We start from the raw sequence: 13,380 nt of genomic DNA, 5'->3' as shown, positions 1-13,380 counted from the left end.
CCGCCCATGCCCATCGTCAATTCGATTGCCGCACTCGAACCCGAGATGACCGCCTGGCGGCGTCACCTGCACCAGCACCCGGAACTGGGACTGGACTGTTTCAAAACGGCGGAGTTCGTGGTGGAGAAGCTCAAGGGCTTCGGGATTTCCGAGATCCACACCGGCATCGCGCGCACTGGCGTCGTCGCCATCATCGAGGGGCAGGAGCCGGGGCGCACCATCGGGCTGCGCGCGGACATGGACGCCCTGCCGATGGAGGATCTCTCGGGCGCCGAGCATGCCTCCAGGGTGCCGGGCATGGCCCATACCTGCGGTCATGACGGGCATACGACCATGCTGCTGGGCGCGGCGAAATACCTGGCCGAGACGCGCAATTTTTCGGGCAAGGTGGCACTGATCTTCCAGCCGGCCGAGGAAAACGAGGGCGGCGGGCGCATCATGGTCGAAGAGGGCATGATGGACCGGTTCGGCATCGAAGAGGTCTATGGTATCCATAACATGCCCGGCGGAGCGGTGGGGCACATGCACACCAATCGCGGTGCCCTGCTGGCGGGCGTGGATGAATTCACGATCAGGATCACCGGACAGGGCGGGCATGGTGCCATGCCCTTCCAGACCCGCGACCCGGTGGTCTGTGCCGCCTCGATGGTGCAGGCGCTTCAGACCATCGTCAGCCGCAATGTGGACGCGCTGGACCGGCTGGTGGTCAGCGTCACGCAGATCCACACCGGAAGTGCCATGAACATCGTGCCCGAAACCGCCATGCTCAACGGCACCGTGCGCTATTTCGACAAGGATGTGCAGGCCGTGGTCAAGACCCGCATGGCCGAGATCGCCGAGTTCCAGGCCAGGAGCTTCGGCATGAGCGCCGAACTGGACTACATCGAAGGCTACCCGCCGACGATCAACCATCCCGAGCAGGCAGAGTTCGCGGCCGGGGTCGCGCGCGAGGTCGTCGGCGCCGAAGCCGTCGACCTGGACGCGCCGCCGATCATGCCGGGTGAGGATTTCTCCTACATGCTGGAGGCCCGGCCCGGCGCCTATCTCTTCCTGGGCCAGGGCGACACGCCGGTCTGCCACCACCCGAAGTACGATTTCAACGACCAGGTCGCGCCGGTGGGGGCCAGCTTTTTCGCCCGCCTCGTGGAAAAGGCCTTGCCGCTGGCTTGAACCTGCGTGTTTCTTTGGGCCGAAAATACCTCCGGGGGTGAATGCGCGCCGCGCGCGCAGAGGGGGCAGCGCCCCCTTGCCCCGCCATCAACAGGACCAATCGCATGAGCCTTGAAGACGCCAAGCGCCAGATCGACCACGCCTTTACCCGTGAGGACCTCAAGGGACCGTCTTTCGAAAATGTCTTTGCCGGGGCGCCTTCCTTCCTGAGGCGCAAGTACACCAAGGACCTGGCGGGGGTGGACATCGCCGTGACGGGCCTGCCTTTCGACCAGGCGGTGACCAACCGGCCCGGCACGCGGCTGGGGCCGCGCGCGATCCGTGAGGCCTCGCTGCTGCAACCCTGCGATGCGCCCTACGGCTGGGGCTACGACGTGCTGTCGGAATTCGCCATCGCAGATTACGGCGACATGGCCTTTGACTATGCCATGCCCTCGGAGGTGCCGGGAAGGATCGCGCAGCATGTGGGCGGCATCCTGGACGCGGGGGCGGCCTGTGTCGTTCTGGGCGGGGATCACTCGGTCACGCATGGCTGCCTGCGCGCCCATGCCGAGAAACACGGGCCGTTGAGCGTGATCCAGTTCGATGCTCATACGGACACCTGGGCCGATGACGATGCCGCGCGGGTCGACCACGGGACATTCATGTACAAGGCCGCGAAAGAGGGAATCGTGGTGCCAGAGCGTTCGGTCCAGATCGGCATTCGCACCGACAATCCGGACACCATCGGCTTCAACATCCTCGATGCGCGGCAAGTGCACCGGGACGGGCCCGAACGGATCGCCGAGCGGGTGCATGAGATCGTTGGGGCGCAGCCCTGTTACATCACTTTCGATATCGACGCGCTGGATCCGGCCTTTGCGCCCGGCACCGGCACGCCGGTCTGGGGCGGGCTGAGCAGCCACCAGGCGGCCGTGATCCTGCGTCACCTTGCCGGCATCGACCTCAAGGGCGGTGACGTGGTCGAGGTCTCGCCGCCTTTCGACACCACCGGGGCGACGGCGGTGGCGGCGGCGCATGTCGGCATGGAACTGCTGTGCCTCTGGGGCTGGACCCGGCGGGCACGGTGAAGTGACAGGCTGTTGCGAAACCTTGGCTTTCAGAATCGGGCGGGGGCATGGCATGCCCTCTGCCAGGGCTTAATCCGGAGATAGAGACAGCAGGTGCGCTTGGTATTCCTCATCCTATTGCTTGTGATCCTGGGCGGGCTGGCCTGGATCCGCCTTGCGCCTTCGGACCCGGCGGTCTGGCACGTCGATCCGCAGGTTACCGCGGATCAGGACCTTGCCGCCGGTGTGCGCCGTCGTATCGCGGCGGGCGAGGACGGTTTTGCCCGTCTGCACGCGATCATCCTTGAAACGCCCCGGACAGAAATCCTGGCCGGCAGTGTCGCCGAAGGGCAGATCACCTATATCACGCGTTCCTTGTGGATGGGCTTCCCGGATTACACCACCGTGCGCCAGAACGGCGAGGTCCTGGAATTGTGGGCGCGGGCGCGCTTTGGCCAGTCGGACCTGGGCGTGAACCGGGCGCGGGTGGATGACTGGCTGGATCGCTTGGGCCGCGGAACGGAGTGAGGCGGTCCGTCGGACGGCGCTTGTCCCGGCGTTGCCGGAACGTCGCCCCGCCCACCGTCCCGCATAAGCCAGCCGAGGATTTGGACCCTTTGCGGACCGGTCCCCTTCGCCTCATTTCGGCATATGTGAAGGGGGACGTTGGCGAACCGGCCCTGCGGGTGGGTGTTCAGGGCGTCTTGACGGCCCTCGCGGGATGGGCAATGCATCCCGGATGATCCCGACAGAGAGACTCCAACAGATCAAGGAACGGCTGGAATACGTCGAGGCCCGCATGTCGGCGGGCGAAGGCGATATTGCCGCGCTGGGCCGGGAATATGCCGAACTGCGCCCCGTGGTGGGCCAGATCGCCGAGTGGGAGCGGCTGGTGGCCGAGATCGCCGAGGCCGAGGCGCTGCTGGACGACCCCGAGATGAAGGCCCTGGCCGAAGAAGAACTGCCGGAGCTGCGCGCGCGCCTGCCCGAGGCAGAGCACGCGGTGCAGCTGGCGCTCTTGCCGCGCGATGCGGCCGATGCGCGACCTGCCATGCTGGAGATTCGCCCGGGCACCGGCGGCGATGAGGCGGCGCTGTTTGCGGGCGACCTGGCCCGCATGTACCAGCGCTATGCCGAGGCCAAGGGCTGGCGCTGGGAGGTGGTCGAGGAACAGCTCTCGGAACTGGGCGGCGTGCGCGAACTCGTGGTGCGGATCGCGGGAGAGGGTGTCTTTGCCCGGCTGAAATACGAAAGCGGCGTGCACCGCGTTCAGCGCGTGCCGGAAACGGAATCCGGTGGCCGCATCCACACCTCTGCGGCCACTGTTGCGGTGCTGCCAGAGGCCGAAGAGGTCGACATCCGGATCGATCCGAACGACCTGCGGATCGACACCATGCGGTCGTCGGGCGCGGGCGGCCAACACGTCAACACCACGGATTCGGCGGTGCGCATCACCCATATTCCGACCGGGATCGTGGTCACGAGTTCCGAGAAAAGCCAGCACCGCAACCGCGAGATCGCGATGCAGGTGCTGCGCGCGCGGCTGTTCGACCAGCAGCGCCAGCAAGCCGACGCGGAACGCTCTGCCGACCGCAAGGCGCAGGTAGGATCGGGCGACCGCAGTGAACGCATCCGCACCTACAATTTCCCGCAGGGCCGTCTGACCGATCACCGCATCGGCCTGACGCTTTATCGGCTCGAACAGGTGATGGCAGGTGATCTCGATGAGATCGTCGATGCGCTGACCGCCCATGCCCAGGCCGCGCAACTGGCCGAGATGGAGGCCTGAGGCGATGGCGCGCGGGTCCGATCTTCTGGCACGCGCCACGGCGCGACTGGTTGCGGCAGAGGTGCCCGACCCGGGCCGCGACGCCCGGCGGCTGATGGCGCATGTGCTCAAGGTGCCGCCGGGGCGGCTGACGCTGTTCCTGCCCGAACCGGTCGAACCGGAACTGGAGGCGGTGTTCCTGACCCTGGTCGAGCGCCGCGCCGACCGTGTGCCGGTCAGCCATCTGGTCGGGCGCCGCGCCTTCTACGGACGCGATTTCCTGGTCACGCCCGAGGCGCTGGACCCGCGGCCCGAGACGGAAACCCTGATCGAGGTGGCCCTGACCGAACCTTTCGCCACGGTTCTGGACCTTGGCACCGGATCCGGCTGCATCCTGCTGACGCTGCTGAACGAACGCGAAGGCGCGGTGGGCCTGGGCACGGATCTCAGCCCGGCGGCGCTGAACGTGGCCTTCTGGAACCGCAATGCGCTGGGGCTGGAGGCGCGGGCGGATCTGCGCGAAGGCAGCTGGTACGAACCGCTGACACCAGAAGACGGCGAGTTCGACCTGGTGGTGTCGAACCCGCCCTATATCGCGGTCAACGAGATGCCCTTTCTCGCCCCCGAGGTGCGCGAACACGAGCCGCGCCTGGCCCTGACCGACGAGGGCGACGGGCTGAGCGCCTATCGCGCCATCCTGGCGGGATTGAACGGCGTGCTGGCCCCCGGCGGGCGGTTGATCGTGGAAATCGGCGCGGCCCAGGGCATGGCCGTGTCCAAACTGTTCACGCAGGCCGGTCTGCGCGGCGTGCGGGTGATCCCGGACCTTGCGGGGCGCGACAGGGTGGTGCTGGGGACACGCAGCCCGGCATAAGGACATTTTCCTGCCTGATATGACGGTTTTTCGGCATTTTGACTTGTCTCTGCGCGGGCCATATGCATATTCATGTACAGTTGATCAGTCGAATGGCCTTCCGCCAATCCCGATCAACGACAAGCCAACATGAAGGTGACCCTACCGGATTGGCGCAGGAAGCGCCGTACCCTGTCACCAAGCCGTCGAAATAAGGCTGGAAACCAGACAACATGCGTTCTTCCAAATCCCGCTCGCGGAACAAGAACAACCGCAACCGCAACTCGCTGGGCAACGTCGTCAACCGTGTGTTCGACAGCAACGGCCCCGAGGGCAAGGTGCGCGGTACGCCGCAGCAGATCATAGACAAGTACAATCAATTGGCCCGTGACGCCGCGCTTGGCAACGACCGCGTGGCCACCGAGAACTTTCAGCAGCACGCGGAACATTACCTTCGGATGTTGGGAGAGGCGCAGCGCGAACAGGAACAGCGCCGCGAACAGCAGGAACGGGAAAACCGCGAACGCCAGGCGCAACGCGACCGGGATCGCCAGCAGCGCGACGGGGGCGAGGCCGAAAAGAGCGACCGCCCCGAGAAGGCAGACAAGCCCGAGCGCGCGGACAAGCCTGAAAAGGCCGACAAGCCCGCCCGCAAGGAACGCCCCCCCCGGCAACAGCCCGAAACCGCCGCGATGGGCGCTGACGTGGTCGATTTCGGGGCCGAGGATGACGGGCCGGGCCTGGTCGACACCCCCGAGTCGCGCGCCGAGGCTCAGCCCGAGGTGAAGGCTGCGGCGAAGGAGACCGTCAAGGAAGCCGATGCCGAAAAGGCGCCGGAAGAGGCCGCTCCCGCTGCCGAGGCCCCGGCCAAGGCAGAGGAAAAGCCCAAGAAACCGCGCGCCCCGCGCAAACCCCGCAAAAAGCCCGAGCCGAAGGCCGCAGAGGCCGAAGAGGCGCCCGCCGCAAGCACCCCGGCAGAAGGCGACAGCTCGACCCCGGACGCCGCCGAATAAGATCGGCGCCGGGGGGGGCGCTCAGTCCGCGGCGAGGCTGCGGGCCAGTGCGCAGAAGGCCTCCAGCGGAACGCGCTCGGCGCGTTCCGTGGGCGGGATCCCGGCCGCGGCCAGGTGATCCTCGATCTGCGGTGACAGACCTTTCAGGGCCGCGCGCAGCATCTTGCGCCGCTGGTTGAAAGCCGCCGCCACCACCCGTTCCAGGACTTTTGCATCCGCTTCGTATCGCGGCGCGGGCAGGGCGGTCAGATGCACCACGGCAGAGCTGACCTTGGGCGGTGGCGTAAAGGCCCCCGGCGGCAACGTCAGTGCGATGCGCGCATCACAACGCCATTGCGCCAGCAGGGCCAGACGGCCATAGGCCTTGGACCCGGGTTCTGCCACGATGCGTTCGGCGACTTCCTTCTGGAACATCAGCGTCAGCGATTTCCAGGCCGGCGGCCAGTCACGGGGGGTCAGCCAGCGCACCAGGAGTTCCGTACCGACGTTGTAGGGCAGGTTGGCGCAAATCGCGTAGGGCGCGGCCAGATGCGTTGCGGGGTCGATCTCCAGCGCGTCGCCCTCGATCACCTCCAATCGGTCGGGATAGGCCGCGGCGATCTCTTCCAGAACGGGCAGACAGCGCGCGTCCTTTTCCACCGCCAGCACCTTGCGCGCGCCCTCGGCCAGCAGCCCGCGGGTCAACCCGCCGGGGCCGGGGCCAACCTCCAGAACGTCGGTTTCGCTCAGGTCGCCCGCAACCCGGGCGATCCGCGCCGTCAGGTTCAGGTCCAACAGAAAGTTCTGCCCCAGCGATTTGCGCGCCGAAAGCTGGTGCTGCGCGATCACCTCGCGCAAGGGGGGAAGGTCGTCGATGCGGCTCATGGCGTCTTCTTTGTTCAAATACCTCTGGGGGTGAAGGCCATAGGCCTAGGGCAAAGCCCTCTTCATGCCAGCCGTGCCGCCATGCGCAGCGCCGCCAGCGTCGAGGACGGGTTGGCCAGCCCCTTGCCCGCGATGTCGAAGGCGGTGCCATGATCCGGCGAGGTGCGCACGAAGGGCAGCCCCAGGGTAACATTCACGCCCTCGTCGAAATCCAGTGTCTTGATCGGGATCAGCGCCTGGTCGTGGTACATGCAGATCGCGGCGTCATAGCCCGCGCGGGCGCGGTCGTGGAACATCGTGTCGCCGGGCAGCGGGCCGCGCAGGTCCATGCCCTCAGCGCGCAGCCGGTCCAGCACCGGGGCGATCAGTCCGGCGTCCTCCTTGCCCATGCGCCCGCCTTCGCCGGCGTGGGGGTTCAGACCGGCCACGGCCAGCCGCGGCGCGGCGATGCCGAACTGCGTGACAAGGGACTCGTGAGTGATGCGGATGCGGCGTTCCAGCAGTTCGGGCGTCAGGGCAGAGGGTACATTGGCGATGGCAATATGGATCGTCACCGGCACCACGCGCAGCCGGTCAGAGGCCAGCATCATCACCACCTCGTCGGCGCCCGCCAGATGGGCCAGGAACTCTGTATGGCCGGGAAAGGCAAATCCGGCGCCCTCTGCCAGGGCCTGCTTGTGGATGGGCAGCGTGCAAAGCGCAGAGGCCGCGCCGGACTGTACCAGCTGCACGCCTTCCTCGATGGACCGGATCACCCCGGTGGCATGAGCGGCCTGCGGCGTGCCCGGCACCCGGGGGCCGGGCATCTCGATCGGCCAGACCGGCAGGCCCTCGGCGCAGCGTGTCACCGCTTCGGCGGGATCCTGCAACACCACATGGGGCACCTTTCCCGGCAGGTGGGCAGGGTCGCCGATCCAGAAAAACGCAAGATCGCTGCCCAGGGCCTCCCAGGCCGCTTCGGCCAGTTCCGGACCAATGCCCGCCGGCTCGCCACAGCTCAGCGCGACGGGACGGCTCATTTCTCGACGATGAGGGCGTCGGCGCGCAGCTGCGACAGGTAGCCGTCGGCCAGCTTGGCCAGTCGCTGGTTGCGCAGGCCCAGCGTGATCTGCGAGCGGTCCACGTCTTCCTGGATTTCGGCAGAGCGCCCGCAGAGCATCAGGAAGACCAGCGTCTGGCCGCCCGAACGGGTCAACGCGGTGGACACTTCGCCCGGATCCAGCTTGGACAGTTCGAGTGCGATGTCGGTCGGCAAGTCCTCGACCGGCAAAGTGCCGCGCTCCAGAACCTCGGGCGGCTGGCCCTTGGCGACACCGTACAGATCGTCGCAGCGGTCGACCCGGCCAATGATCTCGCGCGCCTTGGCAAGCGTCTCGGCTGACCTCCCGCCGGGCATGTAGTAGGCGGCATATTCCACGGCGCTGACCTTGGACGGGGTATAGCCGGTTTCCTGAACGTCACGCATCTGGAACAGCGCGATGGCGCCGTCCAGCGGGATCGGGTCGGTCACTTCGCCCGGGGCGAGGCCGAGCAGCAGCGGTTGCAGCGGCGGCGGCAGGTCGGAGAGGTCACGCCAGGGCAGGCGGCCACCGTCCTGGCGGGTGGCGGTGGCGGAATACTGGCGCGCCTCGGCGGCAAAGGCGCCAAAGCTCTTGATCCGGGCAATCCGCTCGGCACGGGCGCGCACCACGTCTTCCTCGCCGGGGCGGACCGGCATGATGATCTCGGACAGCAGCACGCGCACGGTGCTGCCGGTGCCTTGCTGCGACAGGGCGCGGTCGATCTCGTCCTCTGATACGGTGGCACGGGCACCGAACCGCGCCTGCACCAGCTGACGCCAGCTCAGGCCGGCTTGCACGAAGTCGCGGAAGGTCTGTTCGGCCACACCCTCGGCGGCCAGCGCGGCGACGAACTGTTCGCGGCTCATGTCGGCACGGCGGGCGAATTCCGCCATCCCATCCAGGACTTCCTGGTCGGTCGGACGAATGCCGTTGTCGCTGGCCGCCTGCAGGCGCAGCCGGTCGTCGACAAGCTGCTCGCGCGCCAGCTGGGTCAGGTCGCCGGGGGCGCTCAGGACCTGCAGCATGCGCCGGCGCTGCTGCAGTTCGTAATTGGTGATGATGCTGTCGTTTACCTGGATCGCCGGGGCAAAGAGGTTTTGCGCGGCAAGCGGGGCCGGCGCCGTGGCAATCGCCAACGCAAGAAACGGTGCGAACAGACGGGTCAGAACGAACATGTGCGGCGGTACTCCTTGCCACTGTTGCCGGCGCCGAACCCTGTCAGCGCGATGGTCAGATCGAAATCGGTGGACGGGTCGACAATGGAGGAAGAGGCGTAGTCCCGCGTCACCTGGAAGTCCACCTGAATGCATTCGTTGCGGTATTGCAGCCCAAGCCCGACCCGGTCAACCCGCTGGTCCGCCAGATCGTAGCGGGCCTCGCTGGAGGTCGCCCAGTGCCGGTTCAGCTGGTACCGGCCGTCGAAGGTCCATTCCGACTGTGTCTGGTCGCGGTCCTCGTCCGGATCCGTGACCAGCAGAAGATAGGAGGCGCCCAGGTCCATGCGGGTGTTCGACCAACCTGCGCGTGCCTCGGCCTTGGAAAAGCCGCCGTCATGGTCCAGCAGACCGCGCGCCGAGAGCGTCAGCCCCAAGGGATTGGAAAACCGCCCGGCGATCAGCAGATCGGACGACGTGCCGCTCAGCCCGGAGGAACGCGAGAAATCCGTATCGGCGGTTTCTCGCCAGATCTTGCCAAAGGTCAGAGCGGCGGACCATCCGTCCGGCGCCTGGTGCAGCCAGCGCATCCCGGCGGCCAGTGTCGCACCGTGTTCGCGCCGGTCACTGGCGGGATAGCGGGACAGGGACAGCAGGTTGGCCTCGTCGAACTCGACCCGGGTGCTTTCGTCGTTGGGATTGCGCAGCCGTTCGCCGCCAACCCAGCCGAATTGCAGGACGGGTTCCAGGAGGGTGCGCCCACCGCCCGCGCCCTGGCGCTGCAACGGATAGCGGAATTCCGCGGCGACGCCGGGGATGGCCCGGCTGACCACGGCATCCGAGGTCACGTCCTGCTCGGTCAGGTAGCGATCCACCCAGAGATGCGTCGACAGGCCGGCGCGGATGCCGCCGGGCAACGTCCATCGGTTGCGCCAGCTCATCTCGGCATTGATGCGCATCACGTCGCGGCCATCGATTTCGTCATCGTCATCGGGGCCGTCGGTATCGTTCTTGGACTGGCGCAGGTGGCCGTGGGTTTCCGCGGCCAGGCGCAGCTCTCCGCCGACGAGACCGGGAAAGAAACGACGTTCCAACCGGTAGTCGGCGATAAAGCGCGGCTGGGTCGAATTACTCTCGAAGTCGCGCAGCGTCTGGTAGTTCAGAACACTCGCGGTCATGATGCTGTGGGCCTTGATCCGGTCCAGTGAAACATCGCTGGCCAGCCTGTCCGCGTCGCTGATGTCGTAGTCATAGAGATAGGACTCGTCCGAAATCGACTTGAGGTTGAAGGACAGCTTGTAATCTCTTGGAAGGTCAAAATCGCCGCTGGCAAAGAGATATCCCCGGAGGCTGTCAGCCATCAGCGTGTCCGACGTCAGCCCCCCTAGAAGCGTCAGCCGTCCGCTGCGATAGGCCCGCCGATAACGGAATTCCAGCGTCCGCGTCTTGGAGGACAGGTAGGGCGTCAGCGTCAGATCCTGGTGGCGCCCGATCGGGATGAAATAGGGGGTCTTTACGCCGAACCCCAGCAAAGTGCTGCTGTGGATCGTCGGGATCAGGAAGCCGCGGGCACGTTCCAGCGTCGGGTCGGGCAGGCGCAGCCTCGGAAAGTAGAACACCGGCACGTCCAGTACGCGCAGCTGAGCGTCGTCAAAGTACATCTGCCGTTCCAGCTGGTCGTGCACCACCCGCGAGGCGCGGATCTGCCACAGCGGCACGCGGTTGCTGCCGCAGACCTGGCACGAGGTGACGGCGACGCGGCTCAGCTGGGTGAAACGGCCGTCGACCCTGCGCGCCTCGACGGAGGCCAGTTGCAACTGCTGGTCCAGCACCATGCGCGCCCCGGCCAGCAAGCCGTTGCGAAAGCCCTGGTCCATTTCGGCATAGGTGGCGGTGATGATATTGCCGTCGGCGTCGATGATCCGGATCGGCCCGTCGATCATGAGCTGGTCGCTGGCCTGATCGTAGACGATGCGCTCTGCCGTCAGCCGCAGCCCGTCGTGAAAGGCCTCGACATTGCCGGTGGCCACAAGACGATTGTCGGCCTCGACATAGACCGCGTCCGCCACCAGCATCGCCGGGTCGGCCGTGTCTTCGGCACTGTCCTGGGCCCAGGCGGGCAGGCTCAGAAAGGCAACGGCCGCAAGGAGACGGGCCAGGCATGTCAGCGCGCGTGTCATCCGTCCTCCATATGCAAGACCAACCCCATTGCAAGGAGAACGGATGCAACCGGTGGCACCCAGGCAGCAACAAGTGGTGCCAGTTGACCGTTTTCCCCCATGATCTGGGCGAAACTTCGCACATAATAAAGACCGAATCCAAGCAGGACCGCCGAGAGGATCGCAATTCCCGTCCGTCCGAGGCGCGTGGGCCGCATGGTAAAGGCCGCGCCGATCAGGGTCATCGCGACCAGGAACAGCGGGCGCGACAGTTCCATGTGCATCCAGACGATGTAACGGCGGGCCGAAAACCCAGAGGATTCAAGGCCCTGGATAAAGGTGGGCAGATCCCAGATTGCCACCGCAGAGGGTTTGCCGAACCGATCGCGGATGCTGTCCTGCGTCAGTGTCGACGGCAGGCGCAACTCGTCGTGCAGCTTGGCGCCGGATTCGGGGTTCAAGCCGGCGGTCAGCGGCCAGGCCTTGGCATCGTTCAGAACCCAGTAGCCATCCGAGAGGTGCGCGCGATCGGCCAGGATCCGGGTCGCCGGACCGCCACCCGGGGCATAGACGACGATCGAGACCTCGAACAGGCTGGTCGCCTCTGCGTTGGCGCGGGCGGCATGGATCACGGCCTGGCCTTCGTCGCCGCCCTGGCGCAGCCACAGCCCCTCGGGTCCTATGGACAGGGCAGAGGCGCTGCCGCTTTCGTAGGTCTCGCGCAGTTCCGTATAGCGTTTCGAGGTGGCCGAAACGATCGGGTTCAGCAGCCCGACCACCAGCCCGCCGATCAGCAGGGCCATCACAACCGGCGCCATCAAGGCGGTCACGCCGGACCGTCCACTTGCCCGGGTAACCACCAGCTCCGAGGAGCGCGCAAGCCCTATGAACAGCGCAACGGTCGAGAGGATCATCACCAGAGGCACGATTTCATAGATGCCGCTGGGCAGTTTCATCAGCGTCACCTGTGCCACCTGGCCAAAGCTGACGCTGTCGTCGAAACGGCGCATTTCCTCGATCAGGTCCAGCAGGCCCTGGAAGAGGGCAAAGATCCCGAAGACCGACAGGAACATCCACAGATAGCGGCGGGCAAAGTAGAAATGCAGCGTCATGCCGTGGCCTCCTGCACGGGCCGGCGCCTGCGCCTTGGCCGATAGGTCCGCGACGCCTGCCAGAGCAGGACCCAGACCACGGCGAGCCCGATGAGACTGGGCAGGTAAACCAGCGGCCACATCGTGTGATCGGCGCGCACCGGGTCCGTCACCAGGCTCTCGACCAGCTTGACCAGCACCAGGAGGCCGATGGCAAAGACGATCTGCCAGGTCACGCCAAAACGCGAGAAGCCGCCCACCATCAATGCGGCGTAGCCGATCAGGGGGGCCACCATCACCAGCAGGGCCAGCTGAAACCGCAGGTGGCCTTCCTCGACCGCCTCGCCGGGCGTGTCGTGCGCCTCTTCTGCGGCGGCGACGGGTTGGGTGATCAGCTCCCATGTGGGCATGTAGTTCAGGCGCCGGCTGTTCGGTCGTCCGGCGATGACAAGTTCCGAGACGTCATAAACGAGGTCATTGAAATTCGTTGTCGAGAGGCGGCGGTCCTCGAGATCCATTGTCTGCGCCATGCCGGACAGCATCACCAGCTTGGGCCCTTCGTCGTCGTTGATGAGATAGGCTTGTTCCGAGGTATAGGTCACGTCGCGCCCGGGCGTGCGACGGTCGGACAGGACGACGTCGCGCAATTCGCCCTGTTCGGTGATGTCGCGGATGTAAAAGGTCACGCCGTCCACAGGGTGCAGAAAGACCCCGTCGCGCAAGAGCTGGGCGCTGACCGATCCCGACAGTGCCTTTTCGCGGATGCGCAGCTGTTCCAGAGATTTCGGCACCAGAAGATGCGTCAGCACCGACATCATCAGCGCCACGATGATCCCGAAGATCAGCACCGGCCGCGCCAGCCGCCAGGGGGAGTAACCGGTTGCCTGCACAACCGTCAGCTCGCTGTCGGAGCTCAGACGGTTGGTGACATAGACCGCACCCGCGAAACTGGCCATCGGCAAAACCTGGGCGATCACCGCCGGCAGCGACAGGGCGGTGAATTCCATCACCACGCCCACCGAATGGCCGTCGGAAACCAGGCGGTCAAAGACCGCAACGGCCCTGTTCACCCAATACACAGCCACAAGGACTAGGGCGAAAAAGCCAAACACCACCATCAGTTGCGACAGGACGTATCTGTCGAATCTCTGCAAAGGCTTGGTCCCCCCAGACCTGTCCAGTGGCGGCACGCTACCCC

The 13,380-nt window shown here is 66.1% G+C and carries 12 protein-coding genes; 6 read left to right on the top strand and 6 right to left on the bottom strand.

Annotated elements, in window-relative coordinates; all coding sequences use genetic code 11:
* Positions 1-6: 6 nt before the first annotated feature.
* The 6 genes from RBB42_RS05175 (at position 7) to RBB42_RS05150 (ending at position 5,853) form a co-directional block, all read left to right on the top strand.
* Positions 7-1,170, top strand: a complete 1,164-nt coding sequence (locus RBB42_RS05175; RefSeq protein ID WP_305968449.1) for a M20 aminoacylase family protein — start codon at positions 7-9, stop codon at positions 1,168-1,170.
* Between the two features lie 104 nt (positions 1,171-1,274).
* Entirely contained in the window at positions 1,275-2,240 is a 966-nt protein-coding gene (gene speB / locus RBB42_RS05170) for an agmatinase (protein WP_305968448.1), read from the top strand.
* Between the two features lie 93 nt (positions 2,241-2,333).
* Positions 2,334-2,747, top strand: coding sequence for a DUF1499 domain-containing protein (locus tag RBB42_RS05165; protein WP_305968447.1), 414 nt, complete (start codon positions 2,334-2,336; stop codon positions 2,745-2,747).
* 211 nt (positions 2,748-2,958) lie between these two features.
* On the top strand, positions 2,959-4,008 hold the full coding sequence (prfA, locus tag RBB42_RS05160; protein ID WP_305968446.1) for a peptide chain release factor 1: 1,050 nt from the start codon (positions 2,959-2,961) through the stop codon (positions 4,006-4,008).
* A gap of 4 nt (positions 4,009-4,012) precedes the next feature.
* Positions 4,013-4,861, top strand: coding sequence for a peptide chain release factor N(5)-glutamine methyltransferase (gene prmC, locus RBB42_RS05155; RefSeq protein ID WP_305968445.1), 849 nt, complete (start codon positions 4,013-4,015; stop codon positions 4,859-4,861).
* A 212-nt stretch (positions 4,862-5,073) separates the two neighbouring features.
* Positions 5,074-5,853, top strand: coding sequence for a DUF4167 domain-containing protein (locus tag RBB42_RS05150; RefSeq protein WP_305968444.1), 780 nt, complete (start codon positions 5,074-5,076; stop codon positions 5,851-5,853).
* Between the two features lie 21 nt (positions 5,854-5,874).
* Here RBB42_RS05150 and rsmA read toward each other — a convergent pair whose 3' ends face one another.
* The 6 genes from rsmA to lptF all read right to left on the bottom strand — a co-directional run bounded on the left by rsmA (position 5,875) and on the right by lptF (position 13,372).
* Positions 5,875-6,717 carry a 16S rRNA (adenine(1518)-N(6)/adenine(1519)-N(6))-dimethyltransferase RsmA gene (gene rsmA, locus RBB42_RS05145; RefSeq protein WP_305968443.1) on the bottom strand — a complete coding sequence of 281 codons (843 nt, stop codon included), beginning with the start codon at positions 6,715-6,717 and terminating at the stop codon, positions 5,875-5,877.
* Positions 6,718-6,779: 62 nt separating this feature from the next.
* Entirely contained in the window at positions 6,780-7,736 is a 957-nt protein-coding gene (gene pdxA / locus RBB42_RS05140) for a 4-hydroxythreonine-4-phosphate dehydrogenase PdxA (protein ID WP_305968442.1), read from the bottom strand.
* A complete protein-coding gene (locus RBB42_RS05135; protein ID WP_305968441.1) occupies positions 7,733-8,953 on the bottom strand; it encodes a SurA N-terminal domain-containing protein in 1,221 nt (406 codons plus the stop codon). The genes pdxA and RBB42_RS05135 overlap by 4 nt, the downstream gene beginning before the upstream one ends.
* Positions 8,941-11,112: an LPS-assembly protein LptD gene (locus RBB42_RS05130; protein WP_305968440.1), complete on the bottom strand. Its 2,172-nt coding sequence runs from the start codon at positions 11,110-11,112 to the stop codon at positions 8,941-8,943. Before RBB42_RS05130 ends, RBB42_RS05135 begins: the two co-directional genes overlap by 13 nt.
* The gene (gene lptG, locus RBB42_RS05125) at positions 11,109-12,203 is read right to left on the bottom strand and encodes an LPS export ABC transporter permease LptG (protein ID WP_305968439.1); all 1,095 of its coding nucleotides are present in this window, start codon (positions 12,201-12,203) and stop codon (positions 11,109-11,111) included. Before lptG ends, RBB42_RS05130 begins: the two co-directional genes overlap by 4 nt.
* Positions 12,200-13,372 (bottom strand): LPS export ABC transporter permease LptF, encoded by a 1,173-nt coding sequence (gene lptF / locus RBB42_RS05120; protein WP_371931831.1) that lies wholly within the window; start codon positions 13,370-13,372, stop codon positions 12,200-12,202. The genes lptG and lptF overlap by 4 nt, the downstream gene beginning before the upstream one ends.
* Positions 13,373-13,380: the final 8 nt, after the last annotated feature.

It is taken from the genome of Mameliella sp. MMSF_3455, assembly GCF_030733205.1.
In the GTDB taxonomy this organism is placed as follows: Bacteria; Pseudomonadota; Alphaproteobacteria; order Rhodobacterales; family Rhodobacteraceae; genus Antarctobacter.
Note: the sequence above shows the minus strand (reverse complement) of the source record. Positions and strands in the feature narration are given on the sequence as shown.

What these genes read in the sequence shown, in the direction of transcription:
- RBB42_RS05135 (WP_305968441.1), bottom strand. Translation starts at nt 8,953, where the DNA reads ATGTTCGTTCTGACCCGTCTGTTCGCACCGTTTCTTGCGTTGGCGATT.
- prmC (WP_305968445.1), top strand. Translation starts at nt 4,013, where the DNA reads ATGGCGCGCGGGTCCGATCTTCTGGCACGCGCCACGGCGCGACTGGTT.
- RBB42_RS05175 (WP_305968449.1), top strand. Translation starts at nt 7, where the DNA reads ATGCCCATCGTCAATTCGATTGCCGCACTCGAACCCGAGATGACCGCC.
- RBB42_RS05130 (WP_305968440.1), bottom strand. Translation starts at nt 11,112, where the DNA reads ATGACACGCGCGCTGACATGCCTGGCCCGTCTCCTTGCGGCCGTTGCC.
- rsmA (WP_305968443.1), bottom strand. Translation starts at nt 6,717, where the DNA reads ATGAGCCGCATCGACGACCTTCCCCCCTTGCGCGAGGTGATCGCGCAG.
- prfA (WP_305968446.1), top strand. Translation starts at nt 2,959, where the DNA reads ATGATCCCGACAGAGAGACTCCAACAGATCAAGGAACGGCTGGAATAC.
- RBB42_RS05150 (WP_305968444.1), top strand. Translation starts at nt 5,074, where the DNA reads ATGCGTTCTTCCAAATCCCGCTCGCGGAACAAGAACAACCGCAACCGC.
- lptG (WP_305968439.1), bottom strand. Translation starts at nt 12,203, where the DNA reads ATGACGCTGCATTTCTACTTTGCCCGCCGCTATCTGTGGATGTTCCTG.
- speB (WP_305968448.1), top strand. Translation starts at nt 1,275, where the DNA reads ATGAGCCTTGAAGACGCCAAGCGCCAGATCGACCACGCCTTTACCCGT.
- pdxA (WP_305968442.1), bottom strand. Translation starts at nt 7,736, where the DNA reads ATGAGCCGTCCCGTCGCGCTGAGCTGTGGCGAGCCGGCGGGCATTGGT.